14 protein-coding genes are annotated in these 13,793 nt (G+C 34.6%); 2 read left to right on the top strand and 12 right to left on the bottom strand.

Features of this window, described 5'->3' with window-relative positions:
• Window positions 1-13 precede the first annotated feature (13 nt).
• The 6 genes from OJ995_RS10030 to truA form a co-directional block, all read right to left on the bottom strand.
• Complete coding sequence (locus tag OJ995_RS10030; protein ID WP_264369286.1) at window positions 14-1,774, bottom strand: Ig-like domain-containing protein; 1,761 nt, start codon at window positions 1,772-1,774, stop codon at window positions 14-16.
• A 145-nt stretch (window positions 1,775-1,919) separates the two neighbouring features.
• Window positions 1,920-2,069: a hypothetical protein gene (locus OJ995_RS10025; protein ID WP_264369285.1), complete on the bottom strand. Its 150-nt coding sequence runs from the start codon at window positions 2,067-2,069 to the stop codon at window positions 1,920-1,922.
• A 161-nt stretch (window positions 2,070-2,230) separates the two neighbouring features.
• Complete coding sequence (locus OJ995_RS10020) at window positions 2,231-2,770, bottom strand: STM3941 family protein (RefSeq protein ID WP_264369284.1); 540 nt, start codon at window positions 2,768-2,770, stop codon at window positions 2,231-2,233.
• Between the two features lie 239 nt (window positions 2,771-3,009).
• The gene (gene lpdA / locus OJ995_RS10015; RefSeq protein ID WP_133606360.1) at window positions 3,010-4,398 is read right to left on the bottom strand and encodes a dihydrolipoyl dehydrogenase; all 1,389 of its coding nucleotides are present in this window, start codon (window positions 4,396-4,398) and stop codon (window positions 3,010-3,012) included.
• 184 nt (window positions 4,399-4,582) lie between these two features.
• Window positions 4,583-6,334, bottom strand: a complete 1,752-nt coding sequence (locus OJ995_RS10010) for an ABC transporter ATP-binding protein (RefSeq protein ID WP_264369283.1) — start codon at window positions 6,332-6,334, stop codon at window positions 4,583-4,585.
• A 39-nt stretch (window positions 6,335-6,373) separates the two neighbouring features.
• A complete protein-coding gene (gene truA / locus OJ995_RS10005; protein ID WP_264369282.1) occupies window positions 6,374-7,120 on the bottom strand; it encodes a tRNA pseudouridine(38-40) synthase TruA in 747 nt (248 codons plus the stop codon).
• A 97-nt stretch (window positions 7,121-7,217) separates the two neighbouring features.
• On the opposite strand from truA, the gene OJ995_RS10000 reads away from it, so the two are divergent.
• The gene (locus OJ995_RS10000; RefSeq protein ID WP_153199447.1) at window positions 7,218-7,712 is read left to right on the top strand and encodes a metallophosphoesterase family protein; all 495 of its coding nucleotides are present in this window, start codon (window positions 7,218-7,220) and stop codon (window positions 7,710-7,712) included.
• Window positions 7,713-7,805: 93 nt separating this feature from the next.
• Here OJ995_RS10000 and OJ995_RS09995 read toward each other — a convergent pair whose 3' ends face one another.
• Window positions 7,806-8,216 carry a DUF4293 domain-containing protein gene (locus OJ995_RS09995; RefSeq protein ID WP_264369281.1) on the bottom strand — a complete coding sequence of 137 codons (411 nt, stop codon included), beginning with the start codon at window positions 8,214-8,216 and terminating at the stop codon, window positions 7,806-7,808.
• Between the two features lie 188 nt (window positions 8,217-8,404).
• Here OJ995_RS09995 and rho point away from each other — a divergent pair, with 188 nt between their 5' ends.
• Window positions 8,405-10,192, top strand: coding sequence for a transcription termination factor Rho (gene rho, locus OJ995_RS09990; protein ID WP_264369280.1), 1,788 nt, complete (start codon window positions 8,405-8,407; stop codon window positions 10,190-10,192).
• Window positions 10,193-10,254: 62 nt separating this feature from the next.
• On the opposite strand, the gene OJ995_RS09985 is transcribed toward rho, so the two are convergent.
• From OJ995_RS09985 to OJ995_RS09965, 5 genes are read right to left on the bottom strand one after another with little or no spacing between them, the layout of a single operon-like run.
• A complete protein-coding gene (locus tag OJ995_RS09985; RefSeq protein WP_264369279.1) occupies window positions 10,255-10,719 on the bottom strand; it encodes a hypothetical protein in 465 nt (154 codons plus the stop codon).
• Between the two features lie 16 nt (window positions 10,720-10,735).
• Window positions 10,736-11,485 (bottom strand): triose-phosphate isomerase, encoded by a 750-nt coding sequence (gene tpiA, locus OJ995_RS09980; RefSeq protein WP_264369278.1) that lies wholly within the window; start codon window positions 11,483-11,485, stop codon window positions 10,736-10,738.
• Between the two features lie 18 nt (window positions 11,486-11,503).
• Window positions 11,504-12,007 (bottom strand): TlpA disulfide reductase family protein, encoded by a 504-nt coding sequence (locus OJ995_RS09975; RefSeq protein ID WP_264369277.1) that lies wholly within the window; start codon window positions 12,005-12,007, stop codon window positions 11,504-11,506.
• Between the two features lie 3 nt (window positions 12,008-12,010).
• Complete coding sequence (locus OJ995_RS09970; protein ID WP_264369276.1) at window positions 12,011-13,084, bottom strand: MauE/DoxX family redox-associated membrane protein; 1,074 nt, start codon at window positions 13,082-13,084, stop codon at window positions 12,011-12,013.
• A 60-nt stretch (window positions 13,085-13,144) separates the two neighbouring features.
• On the bottom strand, window positions 13,145-13,684 hold the full coding sequence (locus OJ995_RS09965; RefSeq protein ID WP_133606378.1) for a DUF1599 domain-containing protein: 540 nt from the start codon (window positions 13,682-13,684) through the stop codon (window positions 13,145-13,147).
• Window positions 13,685-13,793 lie beyond the last annotated feature (109 nt).

The following is a 13,793-nucleotide window of genomic DNA, read 5'->3' as shown; positions in this document are numbered from 1 at the left end:
ATTTAAGTTTTAATTATTGAGGAACATTAATGGTAGTATTTACCATTGTTACAGATGAAACTAATGATAACGCTCTACCATTTAAAACCGTTTGAACAGCATTACCTGCAGTTGAAAATGTTACTCCTGAATTGGCAATAATAGTTCCAACCATTGTTCCACCACCAGCACCGTTTATGGTTGCAGTACTTCCTACGTACCAAAATACATTTTTAGGTAAAGCACCGTTAATTAAGACAACACTTTTAGCTCCGGTAGGACCTGCAATACCAACTGTTAATCCAGAAGCGGTTTGAAAAATCCATACGGCATTTGGGTCACCTTGTGCATCTAGCGTTAGGTTACCATTTGAAATATTGAAAGTACCACTATTTGATTTATAGATACCAGGCGCTAACGTTAATCCGCCAAGTTCTCCTGCTCCAGGATCAATTCCACCTGGCATAGACGCTGGTGAAATGCTTAAGTAAGCTGCATTTGCATCTGCTAAAGCTTGTTGTGCAATTGCAAACGAAGTAGCTGTTCCTGGCATTGGTGGCGCTGTAAAAATAGCACCGGTTACATTTCCTACATTTAAAGGTGTTTCCGTGTAAATGGCTGTTGCATCATGAAAACCTGTAATTAAAGTAGATGCAGCAGTAGTGGCAATACTTCCGTTGATAACAGTATTTATTCCTTGATTGGTTATTCCGGCGTTTCCACCAAAAGCCCCAAAAGGAGAAGCTGAACCTAAATCGGGCGCATTTGAACTATTTATAGTAGTAAATGTCCAAACATAATTAGTAGCAATAGCTACACCAGCAACATTTTTCGCACCTGTTGTAATAGTAGCTGTAAATACTGCATTGGCTAAAAGTGGATTGTTTGGAGTAAAAGACGCCATGTTTCCGCTATAACTAACAGAACCTAAAATTACATCCGTTCCTTGTTTTAAGGTAAAAGTAGAAGTAGTAATCGTTAAAGGATCCATTGCCATATCAAATGTTGCTGTTACAATTTTATTTAATAACACACCAGTTTCAGTATTAAAAGGATCTGTTAGAATTACTCTTGGTGCTACAATAGCTCCTGTAGTAAAATTCCAAACGTAATTTGATGCTAAAGCAACGCCAGCCATGTTTTTTGCTCCGGTAGTAATGGTTGCAGTATAAACAGCATTAGCAGTTAAGTTGGTATTTGGAGTAAATAAGGCTGTATTACCTGAATACGTTACAACACCAATAATGGTAGTAGTACCTTGTTTCAATGTAAATGTAGACGTATTAATAGTAGCTGGATCCATTGGCATATTAAAGGTAGCGCTAACTACTTTGTTTAATACCACTCCTGTTTCATTAGGTGTTGGACTTGTTGTAAGGACAAGAGGTTGTAAAGTAGCTCCAGTACTAAATGAAAACAAGTAATCTTCTTGCAAAGCATTTCCTCTTAAGTCTTTTACAGCAGTAGTAATTCTTACTACATACGTTGTGTTTGGAGTTAAATTTACAGAAGGAGTAAAAGTAGCCGTTACACTAGAATACGTTAAAGTACCTGCAATAGTTGAAGCGCCAGTTACAATAAACGAAGAAGAATTGATTGTCGAAGGGTTCATTTCCTCATTAAAAGTAACCGTGATTACTTGATTAAGAGGAACATTTGTAGCTGCGTTATCAGGATTTGTATCAATGACTAATGGGCATACGCCCGCCGTTTCTTGAAAATCATCCTCTGCGCAACCAGAGATTAAAGTAGCTAAAACTATCGCAATAGTTACTAGAAAGTTTTTTTGTTTCATTATATGAATTATTTATGAAACAAAGGTGAACCTAATTTATACCGATAGTGTTACACAACAAAATGTATTTGTTACATATATCCAATTAAAAAACCATCCGACTTGAGGTTTAAGATGGGATGGTTTTTTACTTTATGGACACGGATTAGAAATCTGAGCTATCGTTTTTTTTAATATTATCTTGTTCTTTATTCTGATTGTACTTTTCAATGTCACGTTTTGCTTTATTTCCGTATTTACGAGCATAATAGGCTCCAATTAAAACTACGATAAGAAATAAAATTTGTTGTGTCATTTTGTAATTCTTTAATTTCAGTGTTATCAGGTTTATGTTAACGTTCCGGCGCTTGGCGCAGTAGCGGCTGCGTGGAACGATTATTTCTTGCTAATATATGATTTTCCAGCGGAAAATCGAACGTGATTTTATTGATTTGTAGCTATTGAGCCAAACCGCTGTTAGCGGTTCGGCGTGCTACTATATTTATCAAATTCTGTTTTCAGTAACCTTTCCATTTCCTCAAAGTTATATCTCAAGCTGTTTGAAGTTATTGATAATGGAGTTCCGTACATTTTCAAGTTGGCTTTCATAATAGAAGCTTTAAACTTTGAACTCTTTTGAATAAACTTTTCTGGATTTGAAACATCAATTAAAATAAATTTAGTTGACATTACTTGTTGAGTTCTAATTCCAATTATCTCAGACCATTCAATTAATCCTGCACTTGCAAAATTTGAATTGTCTGTTATTCCATTTCTATTAACTATTAATCCAGGCTTTTTGTCAAATGCTTTGTAGAAAATGTAAATTAAACAAAGGCCAAAAAAGATTACGGAAGCATATCCGACTATAGCAATTAATTCAGGACTTCTCATTATAGGCGAAACATATTTGTCTGGTTTTAAAATAAATTCTCTTCCAAGCAGAATGAAGATTACGGAGCCAATAAATGCAAAAATTAGTTTTGTTTTACTCAATGGAATTTTGATTTCATTCATTTGTTTCTCTTTTATAGAATTGTTCTGACGCTGACCGCTAACTAGTATATACTCGCATGTTTTAAACACAAATCTTGTCTATTTGGCAAGATTGGTGCAATACATTTAAGTTTCTCAAAAATAATCAATTTTTCCTACAACCCATTTCCAAGTTTTCAAAAACTAAAACAAAAAAATCCGACCTGCTTTCACAAATCGGATTTCTATATACTTTGTACTTTTATCTTTGTACTTTTTACTTATAAGTGAATCACTTCACCGTAAGCCTCAGCTACAGCTTCCATAACCGCTTCACTCATAGTAGGGTGAGGGTGAACTGCTTTTAAGATTTCGTGTCCTGTAGTTTCTAATTTACGGGCTACAACTGCTTCTGCAATCATATCGGTAACACCAGCACCAATCATGTGGCAACCTAACCATTCACCGTATTTAGCATCAAAAATTACTTTTACAAATCCGTCTGGAGTTCCAGCAGCTTTTGCTTTTCCTGAAGCTGAGAATGGGAATTTACCTACTTTGATTTCGTATCCTTTTTCTTTCGCTTGTTTTTCCGTCATACCCACAGAAGCAATTTCTGGAGTAGCATACGTACAACCTGGAATGTTTCCATAGTCTAACGCTTCTACGTGTAAACCTGCAATTTTTTCAACACATAAAATACCTTCAGCAGAAGCAACGTGTGCTAAAGCTTGTCCTGGCGTTACATCACCAATAGCGTAGTAACCTGGAACGTTAGTTTGGTAATATGCGTTAACTAAGATTTTATCTCTATCGGTAGCAATACCTGTTTCTTCTAATCCGATGTTTTCGATGTTGGTTTTAATTCCAACTGCTGATAATAAAATATCGGCTTCTAAAACTTCTTCTCCTTTTGCTGTTTTAACGAATGCTTTCACTCCGTTTCCAGAAGTATCAATTCTTTCTACAGAAGAATTTGTCATTACGTTGATTCCTGCTTTTTTTAACGAACGCTCAAATTGTTTTGAGATGTCTTCGTCTTCCACTGGAACTACGTTTGGCATGAATTCTACAATTGTAACTTCTGTTCCCATTGCGTTATAGAAATGAGCAAACTCAACTCCAATCGCACCAGAACCCACAACAATCATTTTCTTTGGTTGCTCAGCTAACGTCATCGCTTGGCGGTAACCGATTACTTTTTTACCATCTTGAGGTAAGTTTGGTAATTCGCGAGAACGTGCTCCTGTTGCGATGATGATATGATCAGCAGTATATTCAGTTACTTTTCCGTCGGCAGCAGTAACGTCTACTTTTTTACCTGGTTTTACTTTTCCAAAACCATCAATAACGTCGATTTTATTTTTCTTCATTAAGAATTGAACACCTTTGCTCATTCCTTCTGCTACATCACGAGAACGTTTTACAACAGCAGAAAAATCTTTGTCAAATTCCTTAACGGTTAATCCGTAATCTGAAGCATGTTTTAGGTAATCAAAAACTTGAGCCGATTTTAATAATGCTTTCGTTGGGATACAACCCCAATTCAAGCAAATTCCACCCAAATTTTCTTTTTCGATAACGGCTACTTTGAAGCCTAATTGTGATGCTCTAATAGCAGTTACATAACCACCAGGACCACTTCCTAAAACTATGATATCGTATTTCATTTTTAAAAGTATTTCAGTTTTATTTATAAGTTGCGAATTTAAGGAATTATTTTAAAAGTTTAAACGCAAAGTTCGCAAAGTTTTACGCAAAGAAACGCAGAGAAAAGTCTGTAAAAAATCCGTTCAATCTGTGTTAACCGCGTTCTAAAACTGAACACTAACCACTGAAAACTGAACACTATGACTATTCTACTTCCACGGCAAATTGAGAATCATATAGTTTTTTGTAGTAACCATTTGCTTTTGTCAACAATTCTTGATGTGTGCCTTGCTCCACAATTTGACCTTTGTCCATTACAATAATTTTACTTGCATTAACAATAGTTGCCAAGCGATGTGCAATAACTATAGAAGTTCTATCCTTAGTAATGGTTTCCGTAGCTTTTTGAATTAATTCCTCAGAATGCGTGTCGATTGATGAGGTGGCTTCATCCAAAATCAAAATACTTGGATTGCTTACATACGCTCTCAAAAAGGCAATCAACTGGCGCTGACCAGAAGATAGCATCACGCCGCGTTCTTTTACATTGTAATCGTAGCCTTCAGGTAAACTCATAATGAAATCGTGTACGCCAATTTTCTTAGCCGCAGAGATAACATCTTCCCTTGTAATGGCTTCGTTATGAAGGGTAATGTTGTGATAAATGGTATCGGCAAACAAGAAAACATCTTGTAACACAATAGCAATTTGCTTGCGAAGACTTTCTAATGTATATTCGTTAATGTTGTGATTGTCAATAGTAATTTCACCCGAATTGATTTCGTAAAAACGATTCAATAAATTAATGATGGTCGATTTTCCAGCACCTGTACTTCCCACAATAGCGATAGTTTCACCAGGTTGGACTTCTAAATTAATGCCTTTTAAAACTTCTTCATCTTTGATGTAGCTAAAACGAACGTCTTTCAACTGAATAAACCCTTTAAAATGAGTCGCTTCAACTGTTCCTTTATCTTGAACGTTTTCGTCTTTCTCTAAAATTTCGAATACTCTATCCGCCGCGATAATTCCCATTTGCATCACGTTGAATTTATCCGCAATTTGACGCAATGGATTAAATAACATGTTGATTAACATGGTGTAAGCGAACAAGTCTCCAACAGTAGTCAACGTATCTCCATTCATAATGGAAACTCCGGCGTAATACACAATTGCTCCTAAAGTCAAGGAAGAAACAATATCCGCAATAGGGAAGAAGATGGAGTTGTAAAGAATGTTTTTCAACCAAGCCACATTGTGTTTCTGATTGATTTCTTTGAACTTCTCTAATTCAATCGCTTCTCTGTTAAACAATTGCACGATTTTCATTCCAGTTAAACGCTCCTGAACGAAAGTATTTAGATTCGCAATTTCGTTTCTAACTTCGTTAAAAGCGACTTTCATTTTCTTTTGGAAAACATCGGTAGCATAAATCAAAACAGGCATTGCGGCTAATACGATTAATGATAATTTCCAGTTCATGAAAAACATGATACCTAAAATCACTATCATTTTCAGTACATCACTTACAATCATAAACAATCCTTGACTGAAAATACTAGCAATCGATTCGATATCCGAAACCGAACGCGTGACTAATTTTCCAACAGGTTCATTATCAAAATACTTCATTTTAAACGAAGTAATATGATGGAATAATTTTTCGCGAATGTCTTTAATAATGTCTTGTCCGAGCCAATTCGCCCAATAGGTAAAGTAAAACTGCGCTAATACTTCTAATAAAAGTACCGTAGCCATTATAACTACGTATAAAAGTAATCCGTGTTTGTCTTCGGGTTTGATGTACTCGTCTACCGTTTGTTTCAATAAATACGGTCGAGCTGCAGCAAAAATAGAAAGTAAGATAGCCCAAACGATTACCCAATTGAACCTTTTTTGGTAAGGCTTCGCATAGTGCAATACTTTTTTTAGTGAATTGGATTTGATGAGCTTCATTTATCTATTTTCTATATTCTGTGTTCTATTTTCTAAAATCTATTTTCTTTCCTCAATATAAGGATAGCTAACATTTACTAAATATAAACCATGTGCTGGAACTGAAAATCCGGCTTTTCCTCTGTTTTTGCTTTCGATGATAGTGCGTAAATCGGACACTTCAATTTTCCCTAAACCGATGTTTACCATAGTTCCCACAATCGCTCTTACCATATTGCGCAAAAATCGATCGGCTGTGATGGTAAAGATAAGTTGATTTCCCGATTGTTTCCAATGTGCTTCCGAAATTTTACAATTAAAGGTATTCACATCGGTATGTACTTTAGAAAAACACTCAAAATCGATGTATTCAAACAAAATTTTACACGCTTCATTCATTTTGTCCAAATCTAATTGATGAGAATGATACCAACTTCCATCGGTAATAAACGCATCTTTAAAAGTGTGCATGTAGTATTCGTAAGTTCTGGAAGTGGCATCAAAACGCGCATGAGCATCTTCCGCCACTTTAAAAATTCGATACACCACAATTGATGGTGGTAAAAACGAATTTAATTTGTGTGACCAATAGTCGGAATCCAATTCCAATTCGGTTTCAAAATGCGCATACATTTGCTTAGCATGTACGCCTGAATCGGTTCTTCCGGCACCTACTATAGCGATAGTTTCTCTGAAAAGGGTAGAAAGCGCCTTCTCCAAAGTTTCCTGTACCGAAGCGGCGTCAGGCTGACTCTGAAATCCGTGGAAGTTTTTTCCGTTGTAGGCAAATTCTATGAAATATCTCAAAATAGGGTGTTCCGTTTTCTTAAATAGCTTGCAAATTTACAAAATTCAAAAGTAAAGTTACTTTCAAATTGTGATAATAAAAACTTAATTTTGTCTTATGAAGAAAATTCTTTTGTTATCCGATACGCACAGTCACATTGATGATGCCATTTTGAAATATGTCAACCAAGCCGATGAAGTTTGGCATGCTGGCGATATTGGCGATTTAGCAGTTACTGATGCCATAAAAAAACTAAAACCACTTCGAGGCGTTTATGGCAATATCGATGATGACAAAGCGCGAATGGAATTTCCATTAAACAATCGTTTTTTCTGTGAAGGAGTGGAGGTTTGGATTACGCATATTGGCGGTTATCCTGATAAATACAACCCAGCAATACGAGCAGAAATCACAAAAAATCCTCCGAAATTATTTATTTGCGGTCATTCTCACATTTTAAAAGTACAATTTGATAAGAAGTTGAATTTACTACACATGAACCCAGGCGCATGTGGAAAATATGGTTTTCACCAAGTACGAACGATGTTGCGCTTTGAAATTGATGGCGATAAAATCCAGAGTTTAGAGGTGATTGAGTTGGGTAAGAAGTAGTATTCAGTCGCAGTTTTCAGTTTGAATAAACAAAAAAATCCGAAACTTTCGCTTCGGATTTTTTCTTCGCACTAATAAACTAAGATGATAGGTTTATCGTAATCGATCAACAGATTTTACGAGCTCTTCGTCCTTTTTTATTGCCTTGTTGGCCAAGACTAATAAAACGATAGAAATTGCAGGAAGAAACATCCCAATACCCTTCTCTGAAACCATGGTTTCTCCGGATAAATTTAGCGAGCGATACACAAAAAATCCTAGTAAAATAAAGTTAAATATCATGTTCAATCTGTTTAACACAAATTGATGTTGTCTCTTTTTAAAATTGATAATACTAAAAACCGCCAATAAAGCCGATACTACAAAAAACACAATGTATAATAATGAAGATGTAAAAAACACCTCTTTTTTATCTGTTGTCGTCCATAAGGAAAATACAAAAGGCAAAGCACCCATAGCTATTGCGCTGATTGCCATATAAACCGTTTGAATTCTTTGTAACATTGTTCTCTACTTTTGTAAAGCAAAAATAGTATTTCTTTTCAATTAAAACTATTGTTATATCCAAATTTATTCGTATTATTGCATAGTATTAGTCGTAAGTACTTCATTCTACGACACCTTACGCCTCAAAAAAAAATCTATCTTTTTTTTGTTTTAACTCAATCAACAATTTTATTCAACTTATATCCATGTTTGATATTGAAGTATTAAAGGAGATGAAACTCTCTGATTTGCAAGAGATTGCAAAAGTGGCTAAAATCAATAAATACCGTTCACTTAAAAAAGATGATTTGGTATATCAGATTTTAGACCTACAAGCAGCTAAACCAGAAGTAATTAAATCTGAATTACCTAAAGAAGTAGCCGCAGACCAACCTAAAGAAAAAAGAGCGCGAATGCTTCCTAAAAAAGAAGGTATTCAAGCGCCAAAAATCAAAAAAGATTTGTTTTCGAAACCTTTGAAAGACTTACCAGAAGAAATTGTTCCGATAGTAGAAGAAAAAGTAGTTGAAGAAATAAAAGCTACTGAAACCAAAGCAGTTTCGCCAAAACCAAATGACAAGTTACCTCGTAAAGATTTTAAAAACAAAAAACCTTTACCAAACAAAGTAGTTGCCAACGAAGCAACTCCTACAGCTGAAAAGCCAACAACAGAAGCTACTGCTACTGAAACGCCACAAAACGATAAAAATTTGCCTAAAAACCCTAATTTCAAGGCAAATCAAAATAATCCCAACCATCCTGATTACAAAAAAAGTAATCCTACCGAAGGAAATAATGGAAACAACGGGAACAACGGAAATACCAACAAAAATCCGCATCAAAACAAAAAACCAAATTTTAGAGAACCTGATTTTGAGTTCGACGGAATTATTGAAAGTGAAGGAGTTTTAGAAATGATGCCTGATGGTTACGGATTTTTACGTTCGTCAGATTACAACTACTTAGCGTCTCCAGATGATATTTATTTGTCAACGTCACAAATTCGTTTGTTCGGATTAAAAACGGGTGATACTGTAAAAGGAGTAGTACGTCCTCCGAAAGAAGGAGAAAAGTATTTTCCATTAGTAAAAGTATTAAAAATCAACGGTCACGACCCTCAAGTCGTACGTGATAGAATTTCATTCGAACACTTAACTCCAGTTTTCCCAACAGAAAAATTCAACTTGGCAGAACGCAATAGTACGGTTTCAACGCGTATTATTGATTTGTTTTCACCTATTGGAAAAGGACAACGTGGTATGATTGTAGCACAACCAAAAACTGGTAAAACCATGTTATTGAAAGATGTTGCGAATGCTATTGCAGCGAATCATCCTGAAGTGTATCTAATTGTTTTACTTATCGACGAACGTCCTGAAGAGGTAACCGATATGCAACGTAGCGTTCGTGGTGAAGTTATTGCTTCAACTTTTGATAGAGAGCCACAAGAACACGTTAAGATTGCTAATATCGTATTAGAAAAAGCAAAACGTTTGGTTGAATGTGGTCACGATGTTGTAATTTTATTAGACTCGATTACACGTTTAGCAAGAGCTTATAACACAGTACAACCAGCTTCTGGAAAAGTATTGAGTGGTGGAGTTGATGCAAACGCGTTACAAAAACCAAAACGTTTCTTTGGAGCGGCTCGTAATGTAGAAAATGGTGGTTCGTTAAGTATCATTGCAACTGCATTAACTGAAACAGGTTCTAAAATGGACGAAGTTATCTTTGAGGAATTCAAAGGAACTGGTAACATGGAATTACAGTTGGATAGAAGAATTTCTAACAAACGTATTTTCCCTGCGATTGACTTGGTTTCTTCAAGTACACGTCGTGATGACTTGTTGTTAGACGAAAATACGATTCACAGAATGTGGATCATGCGTAAATATTTAGCCGATATGAACCCAGTAGAAGCTATGGACTTTATTCACGATCGATTTAAGAAAACACGAAACAACGAAGAATTTCTAATTTCGATGAATCAATAAAAACAAAAACTCCGATGAAAATCGGAGTTTTTTTATGAGTTCAGAGTTTTAATAATTTGAAATTAATTATCTAAATTTATATTCTTTTCTTTATAATTTATCAGTATTGAACCTATTAATGCTATGATGCAGCTTGTAAGCCAAAACCAATAACCAGTTCCATACCCTAAAATTTCACCATAATTTACCGCTTCGTCTAAAGCTATTTTGTTAAATAATAAAAATGATAAACAAAATAAAACAGATATAAAACTTGAAATTAATGAGAACTTGATTTTATTATTTAACAATAAAATCCAAGAAATAATTAATAAAGGATTTGCAAACCATGAAATTCCTGGTCCCATAAAATTCAACCAACCAGTAAGAAAAGCAATAAAAGCATGTGAAGCTATTGAATCAGCAGGTTCTGTTATGTAAGCTGTTTGTGTAAGTGAAATAATAAAAAGAATACAACTTAAAACAAAAATTATTAATCTAAGTTTTTTTAATTCTTTTTCAGTTAAATTTTCAGTTGTAGTTTTCATTTTTATCCTTTTTCAGCTAAAACCCATTCACAATAGCTAAAAAGTCATCTGCTTTTAAAGCGGCACCACCAATTAAACCGCCATCTACATCAGGTTTTGAGAAGATTTCTTTGGCATTATCTGGTTTAACACTTCCTCCGTATAAAATGGTTAAGTTGTCTGCAATATCAAATCCGTATACTTTTTCTACTAAAGTTCTGATGAATTTGTGCATTTCTTGTGCTTGTTCTGGAGAAGCAGTTTCGCCTGTTCCAATCGCCCAAACGGGTTCGTAAGCTAATACAATATTTGCCCAATCTTTCTTTTCTAAATGAAACAACCCATCACGTAATTGGTATTCCACCACATTAAAATGATTGTCATTTTGACGGTCTTTCAACTCTTCACCAAAACAAAAAATAACTCGCATTTCATGTTTTAAAGCCGTATCTACTTTACTAGCTAACAAAGCATCTGTTTCATGAAAATACGCACGTCTTTCGCTGTGTCCTAAAATTACTGTGCTTACACCAATATCGGTCAACATTCCAGCTGCAATCTCACCTGTAAAAGCGCCACCTTCTGCTTGGTGCATGTTTTGAGCTGTTACGGTAATTCCTTTTCCATTCGTAATTTCAACTGCTTTAGCTAAGTTTACAAAGGTAGGAGCTACAATAATTTCAGTTGAAGTATTTGGCTTTTTAGCGATAATTTCTTCGATTAATGCAATAGTTTCCTGTTGGTTTTTATGCATTTTCCAGTTTCCGGCAACGATATTTTTTCTCATGAATTTATTTTTTGAATTTTAGATTTTACTTAAACCTTCAAGTGTTTTAAGTAATTTGGCATCATCAGCTTCAATTGCTTTATATAAAACAATTTTTCCGTTTTTGTCAACTATCATATAGCGTGGAATCCAATCTAAATTAATTGATTTTCCAAAAACACCTTTCATTCCATCTGATGTTAAATAATGCTCTCCTTTTACTTCATATTTTTCAATTCCTTTTAACCAAGCTTCGTACGTTTTATCCATAGATATGAATAGGTAAGTAGCGTCAGGATATTTTTCTTGTAAAGCTTTTACTTTTGGCATTCCTTTAATACAATCTGAGCACCAAGAAGCCCAAACGTCGATTACAATCGTTTTTCCTTCATATTTTTTTAAAATCTCAGCAAACGTAATTGGTTGGTTTTCTTTTGTAACCATTACGTTTTCTAAACCTTCATTTTTAAAGGTTGTTTCTTCTTTTTGAGCACATCCTAAAGTGCTAATTAGTAATGCTGCTGCAAGGATTAAGTTTTTCATAGTTTATTTTTTTAATTCTGAATAGGGTTTTTTAATTAGTTTTTTAAATTCAGTTCCATTGAATTTATTTTCGTTGATGCCGTCGTAGTATTTGAATTCGTTTCCATTCCAAAGATATTTTACTCCAGGCGTATCTCTTCCTGAACCTAATTCGGTCCAAAACGGAATTACATCAATCATTTTATATGGGAATTTTGTTCCTGCAAATTCAAAGAATGTTGGGATTTTCTCTGGTTCTTCATTCATGAAAATTACGTAAATAGGAGGAAAGTTCTTGTCTTTTTTACGCATTTCGTTCAATTCTTTTGCGGTATCCATACAATGGTCGCAACCTGGAACAAAGTAGCATAGAATTTTTTTATCGGTATCAATACCAGGAAAGTATTTTTCATAACCTGATTTTACTTTTTTAGGAGCGTCTTCGGTTTTCTTTTCTTCCACTTTTTTAACGGTATCTATTGTAATTGCTGCTGCAGGTTCTTCATTGGTTAATAAAGAAGTTGAATCTACAATAACTCCTATATTTTCTTGAATTTCGGAAGTTGGTTCTTCAATACCTTCTGCAACTGGACGAATAGGTGCCAACATAAAAAGCGCTAAAACACAACCCAATCCAACCGATTTCAACAACCAAAAGTTCGATTTTCCATCAGCAGGAAGTAATTTGAATAACCAAACTAATAATCCAATGGCAATGATATTTTTGATAATCGCCTCAACTGGCGTCATTGGAATTAATTCTCCGAAACAACCACAGTTTCCCGCATTTCCACTCACAAAAGTCGTGTAACTCAAGTGTATCGTAAATACAGCCAACAATAAAATCGTAGCTGGAATAGTGATTTTCTTCAAGTAATCTTTCAACAAGATGCAAATTCCCAATGCAAATTCAATTCCAATTAAAATTCTTGAAAAGTAAGGCGCAAAACCTTCTGAAAAACCTAATGGATACAATTGTTTTACTTCAAAAGTAGAAATTGCAAAATAAGGCGAAGGATATAATTTGGCAACAGCCGAAACAATAAATAAGGCAGAAATAATAAGGCGTAAAATCCAACTTAGGTTTTCTTTCTTCATATGTTTTTATAATTTTTATAAAAATACAACTTACTAAAAAGGTAAGCTGTTAACGACTTGTTATTTATTTTCCATTAAAATCAAAGCAAAAACAGAATAGTTGATCATGTCTTGGTAATTAGCATCAATTCCTTCCGAAACTAAAGTTTTTCCTTTGTTGTCTTCGATTTGCTTTACACGAAGTAATTTTTGAATGATTAAATCGGTTAAAGAACTGATTCGCATATCGCGCCAAGCCTCGCCGTAATCATGGTTTTTGTTTTCCATTAAGGCTTTCGTTTCTGCGATTTTTTCATCGTACAATTTCACTGCTTCATCAGCTGATATGTCAGGTTGATTGGCAACTCCTTTTTCCATTTGAATCAAAGCCATCGCACAATAATTGATGATTCCAATGAATTCTGATGCTTCGCCTTCGTCCACTTTACGAACTTCGTTTTCTTGTAAACTTCGAATTCTTTGTGCTTTAATGAAAATTTGATCAGTTAAGGATGGCAAACGTAAAATACGCCATGCAGTACCGTAATCGTGCGCTTTTTTGGAAAATAAATCGCGACAAACCGCTATAACTTTATCATATTGTTGAGAAGTATTCGACATTATTTGGTGTATATTTGTGTGAAATTTTTCAAAAGTAAAAAAATAAGAACAAAGAATACCGATTCTTAACAAAGAATTTCATGTTTTTATAAGAAAACGATTTCGTAAA

This window comes from Flavobacterium lacisediminis, assembly GCF_025909975.1.
In the GTDB taxonomy this organism is placed as follows: Bacteria; Bacteroidota; Bacteroidia; order Flavobacteriales; family Flavobacteriaceae; genus Flavobacterium; species Flavobacterium lacisediminis.
Note: the sequence above shows the minus strand (reverse complement) of the source record. Positions and strands in the feature narration are given on the sequence as shown.